Here is a 23,748-nt window from a genome sequence, read left to right on the forward strand (position 1 = left end):
GATCCGGGAGCCGTCTTCAGAATCCCTATTGCCCTCCAATGCAATAGGCCTCTCAAATCCATATGCGATTCCCCTGCCGCTTGCGGGGAGAGGTCGAAATTAGCCGTAGGCGAATTTCGGGTGAGGGGGAGCCTCCGCATACTCGCATGCATCGAATTTGCGGAGACAGCCCCTCACCCCCCGAGAGCGAGCAAAGCTCGCCTCGTACCTCTCCCCGCAAGAGCGGGGCGAGGGAGCGCACTTCCGACGACGCACTATTTGGGCAAGGAACGTAGAGCATGAACAAGATCGATCTGAACGGCCGCTGCGCCGTCGTCACCGGCGGCGCGCAAGGGTTTGGCAAGGCCATCACCGAACGCTTCGTCGCCTCCGGTGCAAAGGTCGCGATCTGGGATCACGACCAGCCGCTGGCGGAAAAGACCGCCAAGGCGATCGGCGACGCCGTCACCGCGATCAAGGTCGACGTCACGGATCTTGCCGCGGTCGAGAAGGCGCGCGACGCGACGCTGGCCGCCTTCGGCAAGATCGACATCCTCGTCAACAATGCCGGCATCGCCGGCGTCAACAAGACCGTCTGGGAAACCGACCTCGCCGAATGGCGCAAGGTGTTGAACATCAACCTCGACGGCCCCTTCATCTGCTGCAAGGCGGTGGTGCCGACGATGCTGAAACAGAAATACGGCCGCATCGTCAACGTCGCCTCGATCGCCGGCAAGGAAGGCAACCCCAACGCCGCGCATTACTCGTCCTCGAAAGCCGGGGTGATCGCGCTGACCAAATCGCTCGGCAAGGAGCTCGCCGCCCACGACATCCTCGTCAATGCCGTGACGCCCGCCGCGGCGAAGACCGCGATCTTCGACCAGATGACGCAGCAGCATATCGATTTCATGCTGTCGAAGATTCCGAAGAACCGTTTTGTGCTGGTGGAAGAACTCGCCTCGATGGTCGCCTGGCTGGCCTCGGAAGATTGCGCGTTCTCTACCGGCGCGGTGTTTGACATCTCCGGCGGCCGGGCGACGTACTAACGCCGCGCGAACGCTCTATCCCTTCACCCTGAGGAGGCCGCGCAGCGGCCGTCTCGAAGGGCGAGGCCACAGACGGGCTTGCATCCTTCGAGACGCGCGCAAGAGCGCGCTCCTCAGGATGAGGATCAAGAGCGGCGCTGAGAACGACCGCCACCTTGCCGCAGCGCGGACACCAGATGATCGGCCAGCAGCGTTGCCGCCCGCGACAGTTTCGGCGCACGGTGCAGGCAAATCTGCGCGCGCGGCAATGACGGCATCCCATCGCGTGCTGACAAACGCCGGAGCGTTGATGGAAATGTCCCGCTCTTGACGACCGTCACCGCCAGACCCTGCGCCGCAATCGCCTCCACCGCCGACAGGCTGTGGCTGACAAAGGCAAGCCGCCATGGCCGGCCGGCTTTATCCAGCGCCTGCATCGCCCATTTGCGGAACAGGCAGCCCTGCGGGTAGAGCGCAACCGGCAGCGGCTCGAGTTGCTCCACGCGATGCTCTGCGCTTGCCGCCCAGACCGCCTGCTCGGTCCGCAGCAATTCGCCTTCTGTGCGTCCCTCGGGATGCATGGCGATGACGAGATCGTAGGCTTCGCCCAACCGATCCGTCATCGTCGAGGTCAACCCTGTCTCCATCTCGATATGGATCAGCGGAAAGCTGGCGACGAAGCTTGCGAGCAGCGGCGGCACGATCAGGGTGCCGTAATCATCCATCACGCCGAGCCGAACGCGCCCCTCGATGTTCTGCTCGCGCACACGCCCGACCGCTTCCTCGTTCAGGCTGAGGATGCGCCGGGCATAGCCGAGCAGCCCCTCGCCCGCCGCGCTCAGGTCGACATTGGTCTTGCTGCGATGAAACAGCTCGGCCTGTAGCCGCTCCTCCAGCCGCTTCACCTGCATGCTGACCGCCGATTGCGTGCGATTGAGCGCCACGGCTGCGCGGGTAAAGGAGCGCTGCTCCGCCACCGCGACGAAGGCCTGCAAAAGCTCGGGATCCAGGGTCGGCATCATCACAAAGCGCGATTATACCTATCAACATTATTCCATTCTGTGATTATCCCGGATCCCGTACGGTGCCAAGCTCAAACACCGGAATTGAAGAAAATGAGCGAGATTTGGGGCGTTCTGGCCGCAATATTGTCGAGCGCGCTGGGAGGGACTTCGATCGGCGCGACGCGCTTTCTGGTCAACGCCATCGACCCGCTCGCCATCGGATCGTTCCGCTTCGGCATCGGCTTTCTGCTGCTGCTGCCGCTTGCGCTGGTTCAGGCGGGAAGCTGGCCGCCGCGCCGCGACTGGCCCGCCGTCGCCGGGCTTGGCCTGTTGTTCTTCGCTGCGTTTCCGATCCTGTTCAACGCCTCGCTGATCTTCACGACGGCGGCGCGCGGCGCGCTGGCGCTCTCCACCCTGCCCTTGCTGACGATGCTGGTCGGCGCTGCGCTCGGCAGCGAGGCGATGAGCGCCCGCAAGACGATCGGCGTGCTGGTCACGATATCAGGCGTTTCGCTCGCCCTGCTGTCGGGTTTGGCTACGGCGCCGGAAGGAGCCTGGCGCGGCGACCTGTTGATGGTGGCCGCCGCCTTTTGCATGGCGCTCTACACTATCTGGTCAAAACCCTTCATCGCCCGCTCCGGCCCGATGCCCTTCACGACGCTCGCGATGGCAGCCGGCGCAGCCTTTCTGATCGTCATATCTGTGTGGCGCGGCAGTTTCGGCCCAGTCGCCCACTTCGGCGCGCCGCAATGGCTGGGCGCGATCTATCTCGGCGCCTTCGGCAGCGCGCTCACCTTCTTCCTCTGGGCCTACGCCCTCGAACGCACGACGCCGACGCGGGTGGCGATCTCCGTCACGGTCAATCCGATCGCGGCGTCTGTCGTCGGAGCGATGCTGCTCGATGAACCCCTGAGCTGGAATCTGATCGCCGGCATTGTGACGGTGTTTGCGGGCATTTGGATCGCGACGACGCAGTCGCATCCGAACGTTAGCACCGTGACGAAAGAGATCGGTTCGCGCTAACCTCGTTGCGAAAACGCCCGTTTGGCGCAGCAACGAACATTCGCTGCGACGCAGGATTGTGCTAGTTCCATAGCGTCGGCCACGAACCGGAATATTCCCTTTGAACATTTCCCTTTACGCCATCTCCGTCTGGGTGCTGCCGCTCCTGTTCGCCATCACCTTTCACGAAGCTGCGCACGCCTATGTGGCCTGGAAGCTCGGCGACAACACCGCCTGGCAGCTCGGCCGCGTCAGCTTCAATCCGATCAAGCATATCGATCCCTTCGGCACGATCATCCTGCCGGGCATCCTGCTGCTGTCGCATTCGCCGTTCCTGTTCGGCTACGCCAAGCCGGTGCCGGTAAATTTCCGCAATTTGAATCATCCCCGGCTCGACATGGTCTGGGTGGCACTGGCCGGTCCCGCCACCAACATTCTGCTGGCGCTGGCGGCTGCCTTTGCGTTCCACGCCCTTCCTCTCGTACCGGCGGACTATGCCAAATGGACCGCTGACAACCTCAAGAACGCCCTGATCATCAACGTCGTGCTGGCGATCTTCAACATGCTGCCGCTTCCCCCGCTCGACGGCGGGCGCGTGGCGGTCGGGCTTTTGCCGCGGCCTCTCGCCTATCCGCTGGCGCGGCTGGAGCCCTACGGCATGCTGATCCTGATCGGGGCCTTGATCCTGCTGCCCTTGCTCGGGAAGCAACTCGGTCTAAATCTTGATGTTATTTCGGCGATACTGCGCACAACGACCGGCTATGTGCTGCAAGCCCTTCTATTTGTCACCGGCAACACGTAAGCCTTACGGGGGGAAGGAAACAGAGGTTCTCTTGATCAAAGCCGCCGACATGCTGATCGCCCGCCGCGCCGACACCCGCGCCAGAGCGGATTTTGCGACCTGGAAGATGCTGGCCAAGCTGAATGGAACCTCCTCCCTGCCCCCCGAGGCCCAAAACTTCCTGGCTGATTACAACAAGCTCCTGAAGCAGATGACCGATGCCGAGGCGAGCGAAGCCACCATCGCGCTGATGTACAAGAGCTACTACGCCGAGATGGGCGGCGGCGGCACCCCGCCCGAGGTGCCCTCCCGCCAGAGCGAGCCGCCGGTGGCCGATAACGTCACCGCCTTCCGCCGCCCGGCTCCAAAACCCAGGCAGACCGCGTCCTACCCCGCAGGCACCAAACCAAAGCTGCCGGTCGCGCTGATCTTTCTCTGCCTCGTCATCGTCTATGTCGGCATCCGGTATTACTGGCGCTGACCCGCTTTCAACCATCGCCGCCCGTCCTGCCAAAATAATCCGCACGATGAAATTTCGTGCAAAAGTGCCATGTGGCCGCGGCTAGGCGGCATCAGCGGCACGGGCCATAATGCCCGCGGGGAAAACTCCCATTACTGAAGAAAAACATTTTGGAGGAACAATGAAACGATCCCTCGCAGCCCTCGCAATGACCACGGCGCTGGTCGTTGCCGGCAGCGCCTTCGCGCAGACGCTCGACAAGAACGTCAAGGTCGGAAGCCTCGGCGACCAGTCCGGTCTTTACGCCGACATCGGCGGCCCCGGCTCCGTCGTCGCCGCGCAAATGGCGATCGAGGATTCCGGGCTGAAGGCCAAGGGCTGGAAGCTCGAACTGATCTCGGCCGACCACCAGAACAAGCCCGACGTCGGCGTCAATATCGGCAAGCAGTGGATCGATGTCGAGAAGGTCGACGTGTTCGTCGATCTCGCCAGTTCCGGCGTAGGCCTCGCGATCGCCAACCTCGCCAAGGAAAAGAACGTCGTCAATCTCAACTCCGGCTCCGCCTCCTCCGATCTCACCGGCGCGCAGTGCTCGCCCAACACCGTGCACTGGGTCTACGACACCTGGATGCTCGCCAACGGCACCGGCAAGGCGCTGGTGAAATCCGGCGGCGACACCTGGTTCTTCCTCACCGCCGACTATGCGTTCGGCCATGCGCTGGAGCGAGATACCGCAGCCGTCGTCACCGCCAATGGCGGCAAGGTGCTGGGCAGCGTGAAGCATCCGCTCAACAATGCCGACTTCTCCTCCTTCCTGCTCCAGGCGCAGAGCTCGAAGGCAAAGATCATCGGCCTGGCCAATGCCGGCGGCGACACCACCAACGCGATCAAGCAGGCCGCCGAATTCGGCATCGTCGCCGGCGGTCAGAAGCTCGCGGGCATGCTGATGTTCCTGACCGACGTGCAGGCGCTCGGCCTGAAGGTCTCCGAAGGCCTCAACTTCACCGAAACATTCTACTGGGACATGAACGACCAGACCCGCGCCTTCACCAAGCGTTTCATGGAACGCTACAAGAAGAGCCCGCCGACCATGGTGCATGCCGGCGTCTATTCCTCGCTGATCCATTACTTCAAGGCGCTGGAAGCGCTCGGCGGCAATCCGCATGACGGCCGCGCCGTGGTCGCCAAGATGAAGGAAATGCCGACCGACGATCCGCTGTTCGGCAAGGGCTCGATCCGCGCCGACGGCCGCAAGATCCATCCGGCCTACCTGTTCGAGGTGAAGAAGCCGTCGGAGTCGAAATATCCGTTCGACTATTACAAGACGGTCGCGACTATCCCAGCGGAAGAAGCCTTCATTCCGCTGGAGAAGAGCGTCTGCTCGCTGGTGAAAAAGAGCTGAGAAAGCGCAAAAAAGCGTAGGGCGGATTAGCGAAGCGTAATCCGCCAACTTTGCAACGGTGCGGCGGGTTACGGCTTCGCCTAACCCGCCCTACGATTTTTTTCTCATTGAAACGCGACCTCGGCAAAACTGCGCAGCTTGCGCGAATGCAGCCGCTCCGATTCCTGGAGCTTGAGCCGCTCCAGCGCCTTCAATCCGATCTCGAGATGCTGGCCGACCCGCTGCCGGTAGAACGTGCTGGCCATCCCGGCGAGCTTGATCTCGCCGTGCAGCGGCTTGTCCGAGACGCACAACAGCGTGCCGTAGGGAACGCGAAAGCGATAGCCGTTGGCGGCAATCGCCGCCGACTCCATGTCGAGCGCGACCGCGCGCGATTGCGACAGCCGCCGGATGATCTCCGGGCCGCTGATCTCCCAATTGCGGTTGTCGACGCTCGCGACCGTTCCGGTGCGCATCAAGCGCTTGAGCTCAAAGCCCGATAGCCCGGTGACCTCGCCGACCGCCTGTTCGAGCGCGACCTGCATCTCGGCCAGCGCAGGCACCGGCACGAACAGCGGCAATTCGCGATCGAGCACATGGTCCTCCCGGACATAACCATGCGCGAGGACGTAATCGCCGAGCCGCTGCGTGTTTCGCAGGCCCGCGCAATGGCCGACCATCAGCCAGGCATGCGGGCGCAGCACGGCGACGTGATCGGTGATGTTGCGCGCGTTAGACGGGCCGGTGCCGATGTTGATCAGCGTGATGCCGCGTTCGCGCGGCTCGATGAGATGAAAGGCCGGCATCTGCGGCATGCGCTCCGGCGCCGTCCCGGCCGTGCCGCCGCCAAGACGAACATTACGCGTCATCACATTGCCCGGCCCGACGAAGGCCTCCGGGCCGATCTCTCCTTTCGCCAGCCGCTCCCTGCACAACTGTGCGAACGCATCGACATAGAACTGGTAGTTCGTGAAAATCACGAAATTCTGGAAGTGCTCGGGATCGGTGCCGGTGTAGTGATAGAGGCGGCGCAGCGAGTAATCCACGCGCGCCGCCCGGAACAGCGCGAGCGGCTCGGCAGATCCGGGCGGCAATACGAACGTGCCGTCGGCGATCGCGTCGTCCATCGCCGCAAGGTCGGGCGTATCGAACACGTCGCGCAATAGTCTCGTCACCACCGAGTCGTCGTTGGTGGCGAGCGGCGCCTCGAGGTTGATGTCCCGCCGGTAAGCAAAATGAACCGGGATCGGCTCCGCGGACTCGCCGATTTCGACCGGCACGCCGTGATTTTCGATGAGGAGCCTGATCTGCTCGGTGAGATAATTCCTGAACAGGTCCGGACGCGTCACGCTGGTCTCGTGCACGCCGGGTCCGGCGACGAACCCGTAAGAGAGGCGCGAGTCGAGCCGCGCATAGCTTGAGGTCGTGATCCGCACAAACGGATAGAAGGCACGCACCCGCGCCGTCAGGTCCCCGCCGTGGGCGTAGGCTTCAAAGCGCTCCCGCAGGAATTTGGTGTTGCGCTCGTAGATTTCTTCCAGGCGATCGACGGCGGCAATTGCACTTGTAAACGCTTGCGTTGCGATAGCCGGGGGAGTTTCGAGCATCATGACGACCTGCTGCGCCATGGCCGGGCAAAAGCGCGAAGCGCGTCTTCGCGCAAGATGTCCCGGCCATCCACCTCTTGTGTATCACAGGAAATAAAGACGTGGATGCCCGCAGTCTGTAGGGCGGATTGGCGCAAGCGTAATCCGCCATCCCTTTCGCGCCGAAGGCGGCGGATTACGCTACGCTAATCCGCCCTACGACATTACGACAACGCATCACTTCCGCTCGTTGAAATTCACATTCAGGCTATAGGCAAACGTATCCTGCGTCAGCGCGGCCGGCGGGCGGGGCACCGGATCGGAACGGCGGATCATCGAGATCGCCGCCTCGTCGAAGGCGGGATCGCCGGAGGATTCCATCACGCCCACGGAAACGACATTGCCCAGGCGATTGAGCACGAGGTTCACCTTGACCGACGCCGTCTTGTGCTTCTTGACCTGCGGATAGCGCTTGTGCAGTTCGAAATAGGCGCTGATCTGCTTGGCCCATTCGGCCGCAAGTCTTTGCTTGTCCTTGCCGATGCCGGCATTCGGCGCCTTCGCCGTCTCGGCCTGCGGCGCGTTTTCATCCAGCGTCTGGCGCGCGGTGGCTTCCTGGGCAACGGACTCCGTCGAAGCCTGCGTCTGCACCTTCTGAACCTTCGGGTCGTCCTCCTCCGGCTTCTTCGCCTCGTTCTCGGTCACGACCCGATCGGGTTCCTCGGTCTCGGTCGGCGTATCCTTGGGAAGGTCGGTCTCCTTGACCTCGGCCTTTTGCTCGGAGAGCTGGGGCGATGCGATCGAGGCGTCGGTCTCGGGGCCCGGCGGCAGATTCTCCTCGGTGACTTTGGGGGATGCCATTTCAAAGGCGATCTCGACGCCCGCAGCGCCAAGGCCGTCGTCGTAGTCGTCGACCTTGAGATGCGCGATCGCCAGCGCCGCGCCGCCGAGATGCAGCGTCAGCGCGCCCAGCGCGGCACATACCCACAGCCAGCGCGAAGGCTTGCGATCGAGATCGTGGTCGACGTCGAGTTCGGACATCTCGGCCGGCCCTTAGGGCTTTGCGGGTTCAGTTGGCTGGCCCGGCGCCGCAGCCGCCGGAACACCTTCAAGCGCAACCAGCTTCATCTTGGTATAGCCGCCCACGCGCAAAAGCTCCATCACGTCCATCAGGTCGCCATAGGCCACCGCGCGGTCGGCACGCAGGAAGATGAATTTGTCCTTGGTGGCATCTGGCTGCCCGTCGAGCTTTGCGACCAGATCGGCGCGCTTGACGATGTCTTCGCCGATCGCGAGCGTCAGATCCGGCTTGATGCTCACATAAGTCGGCTTGTCCGGCTTCTTCTGCGGCGTGGCGCTCGAGGTCGGCAGGTCGATCGGAAGATCGACCGTCGACAGCGGCGCCGCCACCATGAAGATGATCAGCAGCACCAGCATGACATCGATGAACGGGGTGACGTTGATCTCGTGCGACTCGGCAAAATCGCCGTCGTCGTCGACTTCGCTGCCTGCAATCGAAGCGCCCATTTTCTGCTCCGCTGCTCCCTACCTACTCGGCGGCTGTGCGCGCATGCGAGCCGCTATGCGAGCTCACATGGGTGCGGTCGAGATCGCGCGACAGCAGCCGCGCCGCCGCACCCGAGGCGCGATTGACCAGTTCGATATAGCCCTTCGTGACCCGCGCAAAGTGATTGTAGACGATGACCGCCGGGATCGCGGCGACAAGGCCGATCGCGGTCGCCAGCAGCGCTTCGGCGATGCCGGGCGCGACGACCGCCAGATTGGTGGTCTGCGCCTTCGAGATGCCTATAAAGCTGTTCATGATGCCCCACACCGTGCCGAACAGGCCGACAAAGGGCGACGTGGCGCCGATGGTGGCGAGCAGGCCCATGCCGATCCGCACCCGACGCGACTCCGCACGCACGATTTCGGCACAGCTCGAAGCCGCGCGCTCCTTGATGCCGGCGTCGCTGGAAATGCCCGCCGACAGCCGCGCCTCGCGCATCGAGGCCGAGAGCAAGGCCGGCAGCACGCCCTGCTTGGAGCCCAGCACGAATTGCGCTTCCGACAGCGAACGGACATCGCTGATCCTATTGAGCGCCGAACGCACTTTGCGCTGGATCACCGACAGCTCGATCATTTTGGCGAGGAAGATCGTCCAGGTGATGAGCGAGGCAAAGGCAAGTCCGATCATGACCGCCTTCACGACGACGTCGGCCGACATGAACATCGACCACGGCGACAATTCCTTCGGCACCGTGATCGCCAGCTTCGAGGCCGGATTTTCCGCCGTGGCCTGCGATGCGGCGGCGGCCGGCGCAGCCTGGGCAGGTGCGGACGGCGTCGAAGCGGCAGGCGGCGCGGCGGGCTGAGCCGTTGCAGGCGCCATCGCAGGCTGCGACGGCTGCGCCGCGGCGGGAGATGCCGGAGCGACGGGGCCCTGTTGCGCCAGCACTGGCGAGGCGATGATGGCAACGACCGCTGCCAATTTCAGAACAGTTCTAAGCATTACCGCGAAAATCCCTTCAGTTCGCTGCCATCTTAGCCTGCTCAAAGGCAAAATCGGGCAGTTTTGCTGCGGTGAAATCTAGAACCGTTGCAAACTGCGAGATGACGATGGCGGAAAGCGAACCCGGAGCTGCCGTAACATGCTCCGGGGATTGAAAAAAGGCGCAAGTCGCGCAGATCACGGCACTGCGATTGGCAGGGGTGCCCTCCTGCCAATCGCGTCCAGTTCCCGCTAGAATTTCGCGATCGCGGTCAAGCGCCAGGTGCGGGGCTGACCGGGCGAGATATTGTTGTTGCCGTCGGCAGTCGCCCAATATCCCTTGTCGAAGACGTTCTCCACGTTCAACTGCACGCGCCACATCTCGTCGATCTTGGCATACACGGCAGCATCGAACCGGACGAAGCCCGGCAGACGCACGCTGTCGTCGGAAGAAGCAAAGGAATCCGAGAAGTAGATCACGCCGAGCGCGGCCGCCCAGGTCGGGTTGATCTGGTACTTGTTCCACCACGAGAACTGGTTGTACGGAACGAGCTGGACGCGGTTGCCGGCGACAATCGGCGGACTGATGTTGGGCGCCGTCACGTCCTTTGCGATGCGCGCGTCGGTATAGGCATAGCCGAACACCGACTGCCAGTCCGGCGTGACATAGCCGGTGAGCGCGGTCTCGAAACCGCGGATGATGTGCGAGCCGCCCGGAATCGACAGGCCGCCACCGATATTGATCGGTACGTTGGCGCGCAGGAGCTGATACGCGGCTGCCGTGAACAGCAGCTTTGGATTGATGTTCCACTTCGCGCCGACCTCTGCATTCTCGAACCGTTGCGGTTCGAGAATGATGGTGCTGGGATTCAGCGCGCTGAACTGGTCACCCGAGGCCGGCAGATATGAGACGCTCCAGGCCGTATACAGCGATAGCGGATCGATCGGCTTCACGATGACAGCAGCGCGCGGCGAGATGAAGTCATCGACCCTGCCCCGCCTTGTATTCGTGTTCAGATCGAGCGCCGTCAGATCGAAATTGTCGTAGCGCGCGCCGACCAGCAATTGCAGCCAGCGGGTGATTTCGATCTGATCCTGGACATAGCCCGACTCGATATTGAGCCGGTACTTGCTGTTGGCGTCGCTGGCGATGTGATTGAAGGTGACCGGACCAAAGAACGTCGGATTGAACGGATTGACGATGACGGAAGAAGCGGTCGGACTGACCTGGGGAAACTGTCCGGAATCGCGCCGTCCGAGGCCGGTCTGACGGCCGAATTCCGTGCCGAAGGCAACCGTGTGCAAGACGGGACCGGTCGCGGTCTTGTAGGTGAAGTCCGTCTGGTTGAAGGCGTTTTCGCGCGGCGTGTAGTTCTGGTACGCATTGAGCGCGACCTGTGTCTGGTCCGGCGTCACCGCGCCGCCCGGATAGACGTTGCGGTAGCCGCGGTTGTAGTCGGCATAGATCGAGCCGTTGCGCACCGACAGGCCGTTGCCGAAATCATGCTCGATAACAGCCATGCCGGTCTGCACCTCGACCTTGGCGGCGTTGTAGATCGGGCTGCCGAAGAAGGTCGAGAGATTGCCGCCCGGCGCGAACGGCTCGGTCGGATTGAAGCGGGTCGCGCCGCCCGGAAGACCCTGCGAGGGGTTGCCTCGATCGGCGAGGCGGAAATCGTGAAAGAATTCGTAAGAGAGCTTGATCTTGGTATCGTCGCCCGGCTTCAGCGTCACCGTCGGATTGATGCCGTAGCGTTCGAGATGGCCATAGTCGCGGAACGTGTCGCTGTTCTCGTACATCGCATTGAACCGCACCGCGACGTTCTCGTTCACCGCCTGGCCCGCATCCAGCGTCACCCGCTTGTCGTTGTAGGAGCCGATCTGACCGGTGGCTTCATAGACACGCGTTCCGTCCGCCTCCTTGAGCGTGCGGTTGACGAGCCCGCCGCCGGCGCCGCGGCCGAAGATCAGCGCGCTCGGCCCTTTCAGTATCTCGACGCTCTGCGCATTGTAGAGATCGCGGAAATACTGCACGTCATCGCGAAAGCCGTTGACGAAGAAGTTGGCGCTGGAGTCGACGCCGCGGATCACGAGCTCGTCGCGGTTGCCCTCGCCCTGGTGGATGGCGACACCCGGGACATAGCGCGTGAGATCGGTGACGCTCTGAAAATTCTGATCGCGGATGAATTCCTTGGTCACGACGCTGACCGATTGCGGGATATTGACCAGCGGCGTGTTGGTCTTGGTCGCCACCGACGTGCTGTTGGCGTAGACGCCGACGGTACCGGTGCGCGCATCCTGCGACGGGCCGAACGTCTTCGGGGCGGCGGGCTCGGTCGGCTGCCGGCGCGGAGCCGGCGCGCGCCGCTGCGCCGTGCGATTCGCGCGCGGCGTATTGGACGTACCGGCAGCACGACGCTTGCGCTCCTCGGGCGGCGAGACCTGCACAGGCGGAAGCTGCGAGGCACCCTGGGCCTGCGCATGGATTTTACCAGGCGCCGCGAGCAGGCCGAGCGCAAGACAGCTCGCTGAAAGCAGCGCCGCCTTCATCGCGCGGTCCATCGAAGTCTGATTTGATTTTGTTTTTGTTTTTGCCATCGCGCGCCCCACAGATCACTTGACTCGACGTCCGCGCGCGTATTGACGCGCGACGAACTGTCATCTTGCGGTGACTATCGGGGGGTCAATTTCGGGTCAATGCGATGGAGGCAACACCTCGCCGAATCCGAACGAGTTGAAAGAGATTCTAAACTCCGGTCTTAAAACGGTTCTAAACTTTATTTTAGTGGTTCTAAAAAGCGCCCGGGAATAAAGCAGCCATCCAATTTCCGGCGCAACCGGCGCGCTACCGTCGGTCATCGGTGCAGCGCGAGCCCGATCGAACCACAAAGTCGATAGCGTCATGCCGATCGCAGCGGCGATCCATCCCCATCCCTTATCAAGGCCGAACTATTTCGCGGCGATATGGCCGGGATGCTCACTCGAATTCTTGATGTGCTCCTTGATATCGACAAGCGTATCAAGGCTGGTGCGGATGGCATCGGTGGGAATGTCACGCAGCACATCGGTGGCGATGGAGTCGCGCAAGGAGTCGAGGTCGTCGACGAGGCGGCGCCCTGCCCTCGTCAGATGCAGCCTGTTGGCGCGCCGGTCTTTTGGGTCCGGCCGCCGTTCCAGGAGGCCATGCTCGACCAGGCGGTCGAGCAGCCGCACCAGCGAGATCGGCTGTAGTTCGAGCACCTCGGCCAGATCGACCTGCGACAGGCCTTCCTGCTGGCGCAGGCGGAACAGCACGATCCATTGTGCGCGCGTGGTGCCGCGCGTCTTGGCGCGGCCATCAATGTAATTGCGCAGGAGGCGCGAGCTTTCGACGAGTTGCGCAATCAACTGGCGTTTGAGATCTAATGTCATGTTGCGACTAGTTAAGGCTGAAAAGGCCGAAGTGAACCTTTCCAATTGTTAAGGGGAGATCAAGTTATAGTGTGTTTACGTATTAAGTGCATGCGCATTATTTCTTCGGTAATGGGGAACCCTTTTGAGCACCCATATTTGTTTCTTGAAACCCAAGAGCCTGCATGTCCCGTTCGCGTACCATTGGTTGGGTTTTGCTGCTCGGCGCGCTGGCCGCTGCGGGTTATTTCGGCTGGCAGAAGTTCGGCGCTGAGCATCCGGCCCAAACCGCCCAAAAGGCGCCGGCCCGGCCCGCGGTTCCCGTCAAGATCGCAACCGCCGAGAAAGCCGATTTCCCGGTCTATCTGACCGGGCTCGGCACGGTTCAGGGCTTCAATACCGTGCTGGTGCGCACCCGCGTCGACGGCCAGATCAACAAGATCGATTTCAAGGAGGGCCAGTTCGTCAGGCAAGGCGACACGCTGGTCGAGATCGATCCGCGCCCGTTCAAGGCCGCGCTCGATCAGGCCACGGCCAAGAAGGCGCAGGACGAGGCCAACCTCGCCAATGCCAAGCTCGACCTGCAACGCTTCACCCGGCTCGGCGAATTCGCCACCAGGCAGCAGACCGACACCCAGCGCTCGCAGGTTGCCCAATTGACCGCGCAGATCGAGGCCGATCAGGCCGCGATCGACAACGCCCAGACCCAGTTCGACTACGCCACCGTCAAGGCGCCGATAACGGGCGTCGTCGGGCTGCGCCAGGTCGACGTCGGCAACATCGTCAACGCTGCGACGGCAACCGGCATTGTCAGCATCGCCCAGATCGAGCCGATCACGGTGATCTTCACCGCGCCGGAGGACCAGTTGCCCGAGATCAAGGCCGCGCTGGCCGCTTCGCCGCCGGAGGTGATCGCGATGTCGACCGACGGCAAGCGCGTGCTGTCCATCGGAACGCTCGCGCTGATCAACAACCAGGTCGACGTCTCCAGCGGCACGGTCCGGCTCAAGGCGATCTTCGACAACAAGGATCATGCGCTGTGGCCGGGCCAGTCGGTCTCCACGCGCCTTTTGATCAAGACGCTGAAGGACGCGACAGTCGTGCCCGACGATGCGGTCCAGCACGGCGTCAACGGGCTCTATGCCTATTCGGTCAGCGCGGACAACAAGGCGGAGCTGCACTGGATCAAGGTGAGCAATTCGATCGACGGCCGTTCGGTGGTCGCTGAAGGCCTGTCGCCCGGCCAGCAGGTGATCACCGCTGGCCAATACAAGGTGCAGCCCGGCGCGCTGGTCGCAACCGCCGTTGCGGATGCGGGCGCATCGAAGGCCGGCCAGCCATGAGCGGCGGCATCTCCGCGCCCTTCATTCGCTATCCCATCGGCACCTCGCTGCTGATGGCCGGCATCCTGTTTGTCGGTCTCGTCGCCTATCCGCTGCTGCCGGTCGCACCGTTGCCGCAGGTCGATTTCCCGACCATCCAGGTCACCGCCAACCTGCCCGGCGCGAGCCCGGAGACCATGGCTTCCTCGGTCGCACAGCCGCTGGAGCGCCAGTTCGCGCAGATCCCCGGCATCGCGCAGATGACGTCGACCAGCTATCTCGGCACGTCGGCCATCACGATCCAGTTCGATCTCAACCGCGCCATCGACGGCGCCGCCAACGACGTGCAGGCCGCCATCAACGCCGCCGGCGGCCAACTGCCGAAAAACCTTCCCTCGCCGCCGACCTATCGCAAGGTCAATCCGGCCGATTCCCCGATCCTGCTGCTGTCGGCGACCTCGGACACGCTGCCGCTGACCGAGGTCTCCGATTCCGTCGACGCCCAGCTCGCCCAGCAGATCAGCCAGATTTCCGGCGTCGCCCAGGTCCTGATCGGCGGCCAGCAAAAGCCGTCGATCCGGATCCAGATCGACCCGGCCAAGCTGGTGGCCAAGGGGCTGTCGCTGGAGGACGTGCGCAGCCAGATCGTGATCACCACGGTCGACAGCCCGAAGGGCAATATCGACGGCGCAACCCGCGCCTACACGATCTACGCCAACGACCAGTTGACGGCGTCCAAGGACTGGAACGACGTCATCATCGCCTATCGCAACGGCGGCCCATTGCGCATCCGCGACATCGGCCGCGCCGTCACCGGTCCCGAGGACGCCAAGCAGGCCGCCTGGGCCAACGGCAAGCGCGGCGTGTTCCTGGTGGTGTTCAAGCAGCCCGGCGCCAACGTCATCGAGACTGTCGACAAGATCAAGGCGACGCTGCCGCGGCTGGTCGCCGCCATCCCGCCCGCGATCAAGATCGACATCATCAGCGACCGCACCCAGACCATCCGCGCCGCGGTGGAAGACGTGCAGTTTACCCTGCTGCTGACGATTGCCCTGGTCGTGATGGTGATCTTCGTCTTCCTTCGCAGCTTCTGGGCTACCGTGATCCCGACCGTCACCGTGCCGCTGGCGCTGCTTGGAGCCTGCGCGCTGATGTGGGTGTTCGGCTACACGCTCGACAATCTCTCGCTGATGGCGCTGACCATCGCCGTGGGATTCGTGGTCGACGACGCCATCGTGATGCTGGAAAACATCACGCGGTATATCGAGGAAGGCGAAAAGCCGTTTGCCGCTGCCATGAAGGGCGCCGCCGAAATCGGCTTCACTATCGTCTCGATCAGCATTTCGCTGGTGGCGGTGCTGATCCCGCTGCTGCTGATGGGCGGCATCATCGGGCGCCTGTTCCGCGAGTTCGCCGTCGTGCTGGCGATGACCATCTTCGTCTCGATGGTGGTGTCGCTGACGCTGACGCCGATGATGGCCTCGCGCTTCCTGCGCGCCCATCACGAGACGAAGCACGGCAAATTCTATCAGTGGAGCGAGCGCGCCTTTGACGCGATGCTGCATGCCTATGAACGCGGGCTCGACCTCGCGCTGCGCTGGAGATTCACCACGCTGATGATCTTCTTCGCGACGCTCGGTCTGTCGGTCTATCTCTTCGTCATTATCCCGAAGGGCTTCTTCCCGCAGCAGGACGTCGGCTTGATCACCGCGACCTCGGAGGCCAACCAGGACATCTCCTTCAAGGACATGATCCGCCACCAGGAAGCACTCGGCAAGATCGTGCAGGCCGATCCCGATGTCGCCACCGTCGCCATGAACGTGGGCGGCAGCGGCCGTGCCGGCAACAACGGCAACATGTACATCACGCTGAAACCGCGCGACGAACGCTCCGCCAGCGCGCAGCAGATCATCGCCCGTTTGCGGCCGAAGCTCGAGAAGGTCGAGGGCGCGCGGCTCTTCATGCAGGCGGCGCAGGACGTGCGGCTCGGCGGCCGGCCGACCCGCACCCAGTTCGAGTTCACGCTACAGGACGCCAATCTCGCCGAGCTGAACGAATGGGCGCCAAAAATCCTCGCCAGGATGCAGACCCTGCCCGAGCTGCGCGACGTCGCCACCGACCAGCAGACCAACGGCACCACGCTGGAGCTGAAGATCAACCGCGACACCGCTTCGCGTTACGGCATCCAGCCGCAAATGATCGACGACACGCTGTATGACGCGTTCGGCCAGCGCCAGGTGACGCAATACTTCACCCAGCTCAACAGCTATCACGTGATCCTGGAAGTGCTGCCGGAGATGCAGGCCAGCATCGATACGCTGAGCAAGATCTATGTGAAGTCACCGGCCACGGGCGATCAGGTGCCGCTGTCGGCCTTCGCGACATGGACCAGCGTGCCGGTGCGGCCGCTTTCGATCAGCCACCAGGGCCAGTTCCCCGCGATCACGATCAGCTTCAACCTTGCGCAGGGCACCGCGCTCGGTCAGGCGACCGATGCCGTTCAGAAGGCGATGGTGGAGCTCGGCGCGCCGCCTACCCTCGCTTCCAGCTTCCAGGGCACCGCGCAGGCGTTCCAGCAATCGCTCGGCACGGTGCCGCTGCTGATCCTCGCCGCGCTCGTCGTGGTCTATCTGATCCTCGGCATTCTCTACGAGAGCTACATCCACCCGATCACCATCCTGTCGACGCTACCGTCGGCCGGCGTCGGCGCGCTCGCGATTTTGATGATGTTCGGATTCGACTTCAGCCTGATCGCGCTGATCGGCATCATTCTCTTGATCGGCATCGTCAAGAAGAACGGCATCATGATGGTCGATTTCGCGATCGCGGCCGAGCGCGACGAGCATATGGAGCCCGTGCAGGCGATCCGTCAGGCCGCCCTGCTCCGCTTCCGTCCGATCATGATGACGACGATGGCGGCGCTGCTCGGCGGCGTGCCCTTGATGCTGGGAACCGGCACCGGCTCGGAAATTCGCCAGCCGCTCGGCTATGCCATGGTCGGCGGCCTCATCGTCAGCCAGGCGCTCACGCTGTTCACGACGCCCGTGGTCTATCTCTATCTCGACCGGCTCTCCAACTGGCTCAGCGGCTGGGGACGCTCCGTGAACGCCGACGACGAGCATTCCGACGACCGCGCGGTCAAGGAGGCCGCCGAGTGACTTGACTTTCGCGCCGCCGCATCACATCCGAAGGCTGTGTAGCGGGGAGCTGCGTCAGTGAGAAAAACCGTCATATTGTCGATCGTTGCCGCCGCTGCCTTCGCCATGACCGGCGCCGCGCAGGCACAACAGCCACCGGCTCCCGCGCCAAAGGCAAAGGCTCCCGTTGCTGCTCCGAAAGCGGCGCAAGCCCCGGCACCGCCGCCCGCGCCGGCCGCGCCGCCGGCGCAAGCGGAGGCCGCGCCCGCAACACAGACCGGCTGGATCGCGCGCTGCGGCAGCGCCAGCCGCGATGCGCCCCTGGAATGCATGATGGAGGCATCGGCCGTGCTGGCCAAAACCGGCCAGGCCGTCGTCGTGGTCAATGTCCGCATCGCGCCCGACACCCGTGCACCCATTGCGCTGATCCAGTTGCCGCTGGGCCTCAACCTGCCCGCCGGCGCCAAGGCGCAGGTCGATGACGGCAAGGCGGTCGATCTGGTGATCCAGACCTGCGAGCAACGCGGCTGCTACGCCAACGCGCCGATCACGCCGGACCTGCTCACGGCGCTGCGTTCGGGCAAGCAGTTGAAACTGTCGTTCCAGAATCTCGCCAAGGAAACCCTCACCATCCCGATGCCGCTGACGGATTTCGCCGCGGCGTATGACAAGATCAAGTGAGCGAGCCTCGGCTCTCCCCCGTCATTGCGAGCGAAGCGAAGCAATCCAGAGCGGACTCTGGATTGCGGCGCGACCACCCAAATCCCCTCCTTCCGTGCTTGCCAAAGGCCGCACCAACCGAGTAGAACGGCGCAGCACTGACGCGGTGATTTTGCCAAATCCCGCCGCAAGCGATTTGCCCAAATAGCCGAACAAGCTATTGATTACATTGGCAAATCCATTGGGGAATGGTGTAACGGTAGCACAACAGACTCTGACTCTGTTTGTCTTGGTTCGAATCCAGGTTCCCCAGCCACTTCCGTCAGAACGTCACTTCAAAGAACAGCTTCTCCTCGACGACGTTCTGCATGGCCGCCGGCTTCGGCCGGTCGACACGCAAGACGCCGTCCTTGGCCTGCTTATCGAGCGCCTCGGTCAGTTCTTCCTGCGGCATCTTGTTCCAATGCTTCTTGACCGCCATCGCCCGGTCGACCGGGAGCATGGCAACGCGCAGCCGCTCCATCTGCTCCAGGCCCTTCGCGCGCAGCGTCGCGTTATGGCTGCCATGGTGACCGACCTTGTAGAAGATCGCATTCTTCAGCAGGTCCGGACCGGTGACCGCCTTGCCGTCCATCGTCCACTTCAGATCCTGCCAGGATAGCCAGTTGCCGACCTGCGCGTCGGCGGCGAACAACAGCACATCGCCGTCCGGCAATTCGATCGCGATGACGAGACTGGTGTTGTTGGTCAGGCTGTCGAGTTGCAAGGCCAGTTCGGCCGCGCCTCCCAGCCAATCGGTATCGATCCGCCGCCATTTGCCGGCGGATGTGTCGTCGGGCTGCTGGTCGTCGTCCCGAACGGACTCCGTTTCAGGCGTCGCCTGAGCATGGTCGGCGGATGCATCGTCGGGCCGTCGGTGGTCTTCACGAGCAGACTCTGCTTCAGGCATCGCCTGAGCATGGACGGCCGGTGCATCATCGGGCCGCCAGTAGTGATCTCTGAAGAACTTCATTTCGGGCGCCGCCTGCGCATAGGCGAACGGAATTTCGTACTGCCGGTCAAACGGACGACCGCTGTCGCCATCGACAAGCGCCGATCCCGCGCCATCCATGAACAGCTGAAAACCGGCGAGCGCCAGGTAAGTCTCCTTGTCCCGGGTGGAAGGGTTGATCTTGCGCAGCATCTTCTCGTCATGGGGAGGTCCAAGCACATAGAAGCGCGCACTTGTGCCCGCGGGGATGACCGGGGCATCGGTCGGCCGGCAGTAACGCAACCTGGATGAGCTTACCTTTTCCCGGACGGCCTTCAGCGCATCGCTAGTCGTCGGGCCTCTGGCCGCCCCGAAGAATTCCAGGATTCCACCGAGTTCGTCGGCACCGCCGGCGTCCCCCGCCAGTTGCATCTGGCTTAATCCCATGCGTAGCGCCGAGAGCGCCAGCCCTTTTTCCTTTTTTATCTTCTGAGTCAGGTCGTCGCGATCATCCTCGGTCCAGGCGAGCCAGACTTGCCCGACCTTCAATCTGTCGAACGATTGCCGCGCCTGCACAAATCCGGAGAGATGGTCCCAATGCTCGTGCGTTGCGATCAGAATATCGATCTCGCCCCCTGTGGTTTCGACGATATCGTCCATCACCCGTGTCATGACCGGGCCGGGATCCGGCGTTCCCAATACGACGCCGCAATCGATCATGACGTAAAACGGCCGGCTGCCGCCGTCGTTGCGCGGCAGCGTGATCAGGAAGCAATCGCCCAAGCCCTGCCGGTACATCCTGACCCGCGCCTGATATGAAACGGCCGATCGCGATCGCGCCGGCCGTGCGGATGCTTTGCGGTTTGCCGGACGCGCCGACGGGGCCACCGGCTTCTTCGTCGACTTCTTCGCCAATGACGCCTCCTTTACCTGTGCGCGCCGTGCACGAATGCAAACGTCTCGCGACGAACACCGTCCTTGTCGTCGAAATAGTTGGCAAGCAACCCGTAATCTTCATCGCCCGCGGCGCCGAGCAGCTGTGAGCGTACCTGCTCGCCGATCCTGAGTTTCTTGCGAATGAGGTAGCGTATCTTGAAGGTCGCAGCGTCGATCAAGAGGGTGCTTCCGCTCCGGATTCTCATGTTGGGACTGGCCTTCGGCCGGAAGGTCTGGGTGATCTCGATCACGATATCGGATTGGATGTTGCCTTCCGGCCCGACGCGCCGTGCCGGCCGGATTGAATGGACTTCAATGACACGCAGCTCTCCGTCGACGCCGTCAACCGTATGGGGCTGCGGCGCGTTGATGCGCTTGAGACCGAGATTGCCGATCTCCTCGTCCGTTACAAGGCCGGGATTCATCAGCCAGCGCTGGAACTGCGCTGCGTTCTTCCGGGAATCCTCGAACGCCTTCCTGCGCTCGACGCGGCGGTCCCACTTGAGCGAAAGCCGATTGAGAATTTGCGCAAGCTTGGCGGCGTCAAGCGGTGACGGCGGAGGCTCCCAGAGCAGACTGTCCGGTGAGAGGCTTTTCACGTCCTTGGGATAGATACCGCGGTCGCGGAACGCCTCGATGAAAGCAATCCGATAGGCGTGCTTGTCAACAGGCACGAGGTCGGCATCGGCCGTAATCAGCGCACGAACATATTCGCCGAACGTAAGATCGACCGGCGGACAATAATCAAGCGCTCGAATACACATATCGAGAACGTGGCCGGCAATCTTGCTCGCTTCGTCCGCCAGTCGATTGACGAGATCCGCGGAGATCTCCTCGTCGTCCGGGAGTTTTCCACCGCCGCCGGTCGCAAGCCGCAACAAGTCCGCCTTGCGCCGCTTGTAGATTTGCAGGAAGGCGTTGAACACGGCCGTCACCAGCACGGCGCCGCGATCATGCGGCTCGGTTGCCTTCTCATAGTCGGTGCGGCTCGGCTGGTTGGGGGTCCAGCGCCCCTTCTCGCTGGCCTCTTCCACCACGACCTTGCCGATATAATCCCGCAGCGCACCGTATCGATCGGTGGCCTCGCCAAACTGCGGGGCAAGCTGTCCCAGCAGGTTTTGCTTCTCGAGATCGCCTCTCGTGGTCCTGATCTGGTGCCTTAAGGCTTCGGGCATGGTGAAATGCTGAAACAGCGCGACGATGTCCGCAAATGCCTCGTGAAAGGCCAGGACATCCGGATTGGTCGGCTCAATCGATCTCCGATGCAGCCCGTGCAGCAAAGCGTGCGTCGTTTCATGCGCCACGATGTCGTGCGACAGAGCGGTGAAAATGACACCCCCAGGGAACATCGTCCCCGAAGTGACATTCGAGGCCGTGAAATAGCCCAGCAGCAGGGCCTTGCGTTCGGGACTGTAATAGGCGTTCCTGGTGCGCAACGCGTGCGGATAAATCCGCAGCCGCCGTATGAATTCAGTTTTCCACGTTCCGCCGGTCTGGGTCGCGTGTGGCGCCCAGAGTGCGACACGCCCGAGCGCCTTTTCGAAATGGTCTATCGTCTTCATGGCAACCGCATAGACCATCTGCTGATGGAACTGCGGGTTCGCCTCGGACGGCGAAATTCCCGACCGGGCAAGGATATGCTGATGGTTGAGGTCGACCGGGGCGTAACAGCACTGGCTCGCCGGGTCGACATCGATCACCTCGATATATTCACCGACCGGGCCCGGCCCGAGCTTTTCCTCCCAGCGGACATTCAGCACAGCTTCATTGATGTCGACCGTCTCGAGGCGCGCGCCGATCGATGGATCGTAGGCGTACACGCGCAATGGTCGGTATACCGGCTCGCGTGGTTTCGGATTGGTGGCGTGAGTGAGGTGCAACTGATCGAGCGAGTTCGAACCCGGTATCGGGGGCGACGCGACGGTAACCTTGTCATGCGCGCTTACGCCGGCCAGGGCGTCCCGCAGCGCTTTTGAAGCCCGCGGATCGTCGGCCAGCGCCTCGGCGACACGGCGGAGATCGGCGGGCGATGCGGCCGCGGGGTCTTCCGGCATGACGCTTTCGATCGCGGCGCTTTGCGAGAGTTGCAGCGCCTCCAGCTCCAGCATCCGCAATTGAACGTCGGGTGCTGCCTGGAGGCCAAGCCCCGTCAAGGTGCGCAGCAATGCGAAGGAAGCCGTATCGCGCGCGGTCTGGCGCAGCGCTGCCGCCGCGGCTGGCGCCCGCGCGAGCGCCTGATTGGCGCGCAGTTCGCCGTGCCCAAGGCGTTTGACTTCCTGTTGGTTGGTCTTGGCACTTTCGAACAGCGCGTCACGGATCGCTTCCACCTTCATCCAGCCTTGCGGATAGGCATCGACCGCCGCCCGGTTCTTTTGCAGCCAGATCGCCGCGGCGGCCGCGACCTGCGGCGTCGCCGCCGACGTTCCCGCACCGTCGAAGTCGACGATGCCGCCACACCCGAGCCGCGCCCACGGCACATTCGGGGTCGGCGCGGCAACTGCGGTGCCCATCTTGCTGTCGGGTCCGTAGTTGCCGGCCATCAGGCGGATGCCGAGATCAGCGTAGGGTTTGCCGTTCGCCATCACACCGCAGGCGGCGACCACGCGGCCAAACCGCGCGGGATACACGATGTTGCGGGTCGGCAAATTGCCAAAATTGTTGCCGGCCGCGGTGACGATGAAGACGCCCTGCTCGTACAGCGCGTTCACCGCATCCGCCCAGGCCTGCGAGGCGAGGCCCCCCATGCTCATGGTGATGATGTCGACGCGATTGGTGCCCGCAACATTGAGCTTGTGCACGTAGTCGAACGCCTGCGCGATCGCGCTGTTGCTGAACAGCACGACGCGGTCGGCGACCCGCACCGGCACGATTTCCGCGAACGGTGCGCCGCCGAGTACCGGTGACTGCTCCGGCAAGGCCGTGCCGGCGAGGATGCTGAGCGTGCCGGTGCCGTGGCCGAGATTGGTGAGAAGCCCGCTGCTCTGGTCGCTGGCGTCGTTCGGATTGCCACCGGCAAAATTGCGCGCGATATCGCGCCGCAATCGCTTCGGCAAGGTCCTATGGGTCGGATCATAGCCGGTGTCGAAATGCGCAATGCGGACCCTGGACCCCACGTCAGGCCCGCCGATCGCGGCGATGGCATCATCGAACTGCGAATGGGACGCCGCACGGAACCAATAATTGTCATTGTCGCGCGGAAAATCCGGATCCTGCTGGTCAGCCGCCTCGCATGACTGCACCAGGGACTGGCCGCCCTCGGCCGACTTCCCGGTAATCCATCTCTGCTCGATGTCCGGTTCGGCGAAAGCGGGCGCGGGCGCGCCGGCCACGCCAAAACCCTGCTGCATCAGCGCGTGGCAGATGTCCCAGCCGCTCGCTTCCGCAAATCCGGGTGGCGGAGTCAGCACGTGCCAGACATCAGGGGCTACAGCGCCAGGCGCCGGCTGCACACCGATGCTCTCGAACAGGCGAGTGGCGGTGAACGGCACCGGCGCTGCGCCGAAGCTGAGGCGCGAAACAGCAAGGCCCGGCGCGGCCTTCACCAAAATGCGCGGCATCATTCCCTCCCCGCCCGTCGAACCCTGGCACGCCAACGTTTGCGATGTCGATGGACTATACGGTAGCTCG

The 23,748-nt window shown here is 63.1% G+C and carries 17 protein-coding genes and 1 tRNA gene; 9 read left to right on the forward strand and 9 right to left on the reverse strand.

The window, feature by feature from the left end; translation table 11 throughout:
* The first annotated feature begins 278 nt into the window (after positions 1-278).
* Positions 279-1,025 (forward strand): SDR family NAD(P)-dependent oxidoreductase, encoded by a 747-nt coding sequence (locus JQ628_RS09585; RefSeq protein WP_212222265.1) that lies wholly within the window; start codon positions 279-281, stop codon positions 1,023-1,025.
* 125 nt (positions 1,026-1,150) lie between these two features.
* Here the strand turns inward: JQ628_RS09585 and JQ628_RS09590 are convergent, their stop codons facing one another.
* On the reverse strand, positions 1,151-2,023 hold the full coding sequence (locus tag JQ628_RS09590; protein ID WP_249127752.1) for a LysR substrate-binding domain-containing protein: 873 nt from the start codon (positions 2,021-2,023) through the stop codon (positions 1,151-1,153).
* A gap of 96 nt (positions 2,024-2,119) precedes the next feature.
* On the opposite strand from JQ628_RS09590, the gene JQ628_RS09595 reads away from it, so the two are divergent.
* From JQ628_RS09595 to JQ628_RS09610, 4 genes are all read left to right on the forward strand, one after another.
* Positions 2,120-3,031, forward strand: coding sequence for a DMT family transporter (locus JQ628_RS09595; RefSeq protein ID WP_212222269.1), 912 nt, complete (start codon positions 2,120-2,122; stop codon positions 3,029-3,031).
* Positions 3,032-3,131: 100 nt separating this feature from the next.
* Positions 3,132-3,812, forward strand: a complete 681-nt coding sequence (locus tag JQ628_RS09600; RefSeq protein WP_212222271.1) for a site-2 protease family protein — start codon at positions 3,132-3,134, stop codon at positions 3,810-3,812.
* Positions 3,813-3,861: 49 nt separating this feature from the next.
* Entirely contained in the window at positions 3,862-4,272 is a 411-nt protein-coding gene (locus JQ628_RS09605; RefSeq protein ID WP_212222725.1) for a hypothetical protein, read from the forward strand.
* 160 nt (positions 4,273-4,432) lie between these two features.
* A complete protein-coding gene (locus tag JQ628_RS09610) occupies positions 4,433-5,653 on the forward strand; it encodes an ABC transporter substrate-binding protein (protein WP_212222273.1) in 1,221 nt (406 codons plus the stop codon).
* A 104-nt stretch (positions 5,654-5,757) separates the two neighbouring features.
* Here the strand turns inward: JQ628_RS09610 and JQ628_RS09615 are convergent, their stop codons facing one another.
* The 6 genes from JQ628_RS09615 to JQ628_RS09640 all read right to left on the reverse strand — a co-directional run bounded on the left by JQ628_RS09615 (position 5,758) and on the right by JQ628_RS09640 (position 13,117).
* Entirely contained in the window at positions 5,758-7,242 is a 1,485-nt protein-coding gene (locus JQ628_RS09615; RefSeq protein WP_212222275.1) for an AMP nucleosidase, read from the reverse strand.
* 213 nt (positions 7,243-7,455) lie between these two features.
* Positions 7,456-8,259, reverse strand: a complete 804-nt coding sequence (locus tag JQ628_RS09620; protein ID WP_212222277.1) for a TonB family protein — start codon at positions 8,257-8,259, stop codon at positions 7,456-7,458.
* A 12-nt stretch (positions 8,260-8,271) separates the two neighbouring features.
* Positions 8,272-8,745, reverse strand: coding sequence for a TonB system transport protein ExbD (gene exbD, locus JQ628_RS09625; protein ID WP_212222279.1), 474 nt, complete (start codon positions 8,743-8,745; stop codon positions 8,272-8,274).
* A gap of 22 nt (positions 8,746-8,767) precedes the next feature.
* Positions 8,768-9,727: a tonB-system energizer ExbB gene (exbB, locus tag JQ628_RS09630; protein WP_212222281.1), complete on the reverse strand. Its 960-nt coding sequence runs from the start codon at positions 9,725-9,727 to the stop codon at positions 8,768-8,770.
* Between the two features lie 231 nt (positions 9,728-9,958).
* Positions 9,959-12,304, reverse strand: coding sequence for a TonB-dependent receptor (locus tag JQ628_RS09635; RefSeq protein ID WP_249127712.1), 2,346 nt, complete (start codon positions 12,302-12,304; stop codon positions 9,959-9,961).
* Between the two features lie 351 nt (positions 12,305-12,655).
* Positions 12,656-13,117: a MarR family winged helix-turn-helix transcriptional regulator gene (locus tag JQ628_RS09640; protein WP_212222283.1), complete on the reverse strand. Its 462-nt coding sequence runs from the start codon at positions 13,115-13,117 to the stop codon at positions 12,656-12,658.
* A gap of 164 nt (positions 13,118-13,281) precedes the next feature.
* On the opposite strand from JQ628_RS09640, the gene JQ628_RS09645 reads away from it, so the two are divergent.
* The 4 genes from JQ628_RS09645 (at position 13,282) to JQ628_RS09660 (ending at position 18,531) form a co-directional block, all read left to right on the forward strand.
* Positions 13,282-14,439: an efflux RND transporter periplasmic adaptor subunit gene (locus JQ628_RS09645; RefSeq protein ID WP_212222285.1), complete on the forward strand. Its 1,158-nt coding sequence runs from the start codon at positions 13,282-13,284 to the stop codon at positions 14,437-14,439.
* Entirely contained in the window at positions 14,436-17,576 is a 3,141-nt protein-coding gene (locus tag JQ628_RS09650) for a multidrug efflux RND transporter permease subunit (RefSeq protein WP_212222287.1), read from the forward strand. The genes JQ628_RS09645 and JQ628_RS09650 overlap by 4 nt, the downstream gene beginning before the upstream one ends.
* A 105-nt stretch (positions 17,577-17,681) precedes the next feature.
* Entirely contained in the window at positions 17,682-18,236 is a 555-nt protein-coding gene (locus JQ628_RS09655) for an invasion associated locus B family protein (RefSeq protein ID WP_212222727.1), read from the forward strand.
* A gap of 221 nt (positions 18,237-18,457) precedes the next feature.
* Positions 18,458-18,531 (forward strand) — tRNA-Gln (locus JQ628_RS09660).
* A 6-nt stretch (positions 18,532-18,537) separates the two neighbouring features.
* On the opposite strand, the gene JQ628_RS09665 is transcribed toward JQ628_RS09660, so the two are convergent.
* Together JQ628_RS09665 and JQ628_RS09670 are read right to left on the reverse strand one after the other, a co-directional pair.
* Entirely contained in the window at positions 18,538-19,845 is a 1,308-nt protein-coding gene (locus tag JQ628_RS09665; protein WP_212222289.1) for a hypothetical protein, read from the reverse strand.
* A 266-nt stretch (positions 19,846-20,111) separates the two neighbouring features.
* Positions 20,112-23,678, reverse strand: coding sequence for a S8 family serine peptidase (locus JQ628_RS09670; protein ID WP_212222291.1), 3,567 nt, complete (start codon positions 23,676-23,678; stop codon positions 20,112-20,114).
* Between the last annotated feature and the right edge of the window lie 70 nt (positions 23,679-23,748).

It is taken from the genome of Bradyrhizobium lablabi (assembly GCF_018129385.1).
Lineage (GTDB): Bacteria > Pseudomonadota > Alphaproteobacteria > Rhizobiales > Xanthobacteraceae > Bradyrhizobium > Bradyrhizobium lablabi_C.

Coding starts and splice junctions, on each gene's coding strand:
- JQ628_RS09620 (WP_212222277.1), bottom strand. CDS start 8,259: ATGTCCGAACTCGACGTCGACCACGATCTCGATCGCAAGCCTTCGCGC.
- JQ628_RS09645 (WP_212222285.1), top strand. CDS start 13,282: ATGTCCCGTTCGCGTACCATTGGTTGGGTTTTGCTGCTCGGCGCGCTG.
- JQ628_RS09650 (WP_212222287.1), top strand. CDS start 14,436: ATGAGCGGCGGCATCTCCGCGCCCTTCATTCGCTATCCCATCGGCACC.
- JQ628_RS09655 (WP_212222727.1), top strand. CDS start 17,682: ATGACCGGCGCCGCGCAGGCACAACAGCCACCGGCTCCCGCGCCAAAG.
- exbD (WP_212222279.1), bottom strand. CDS start 8,745: ATGGGCGCTTCGATTGCAGGCAGCGAAGTCGACGACGACGGCGATTTT.
- JQ628_RS09640 (WP_212222283.1), bottom strand. CDS start 13,117: ATGACATTAGATCTCAAACGCCAGTTGATTGCGCAACTCGTCGAAAGC.
- JQ628_RS09610 (WP_212222273.1), top strand. CDS start 4,433: ATGAAACGATCCCTCGCAGCCCTCGCAATGACCACGGCGCTGGTCGTT.
- JQ628_RS09590 (WP_249127752.1), bottom strand. CDS start 2,023: ATGCCGACCCTGGATCCCGAGCTTTTGCAGGCCTTCGTCGCGGTGGCG.
- JQ628_RS09615 (WP_212222275.1), bottom strand. CDS start 7,242: ATGATGCTCGAAACTCCCCCGGCTATCGCAACGCAAGCGTTTACAAGT.
- JQ628_RS09665 (WP_212222289.1), bottom strand. CDS start 19,845: ATGGACGATATCGTCGAAACCACAGGGGGCGAGATCGATATTCTGATC.
- JQ628_RS09635 (WP_249127712.1), bottom strand. CDS start 12,304: ATGGCAAAAACAAAAACAAAATCAAATCAGACTTCGATGGACCGCGCG.
- JQ628_RS09585 (WP_212222265.1), top strand. CDS start 279: ATGAACAAGATCGATCTGAACGGCCGCTGCGCCGTCGTCACCGGCGGC.
- JQ628_RS09605 (WP_212222725.1), top strand. CDS start 3,862: ATGCTGATCGCCCGCCGCGCCGACACCCGCGCCAGAGCGGATTTTGCG.
- exbB (WP_212222281.1), bottom strand. CDS start 9,727: ATGCTTAGAACTGTTCTGAAATTGGCAGCGGTCGTTGCCATCATCGCC.
- JQ628_RS09595 (WP_212222269.1), top strand. CDS start 2,120: ATGAGCGAGATTTGGGGCGTTCTGGCCGCAATATTGTCGAGCGCGCTG.
- JQ628_RS09670 (WP_212222291.1), bottom strand. CDS start 23,678: ATGCCGCGCATTTTGGTGAAGGCCGCGCCGGGCCTTGCTGTTTCGCGC.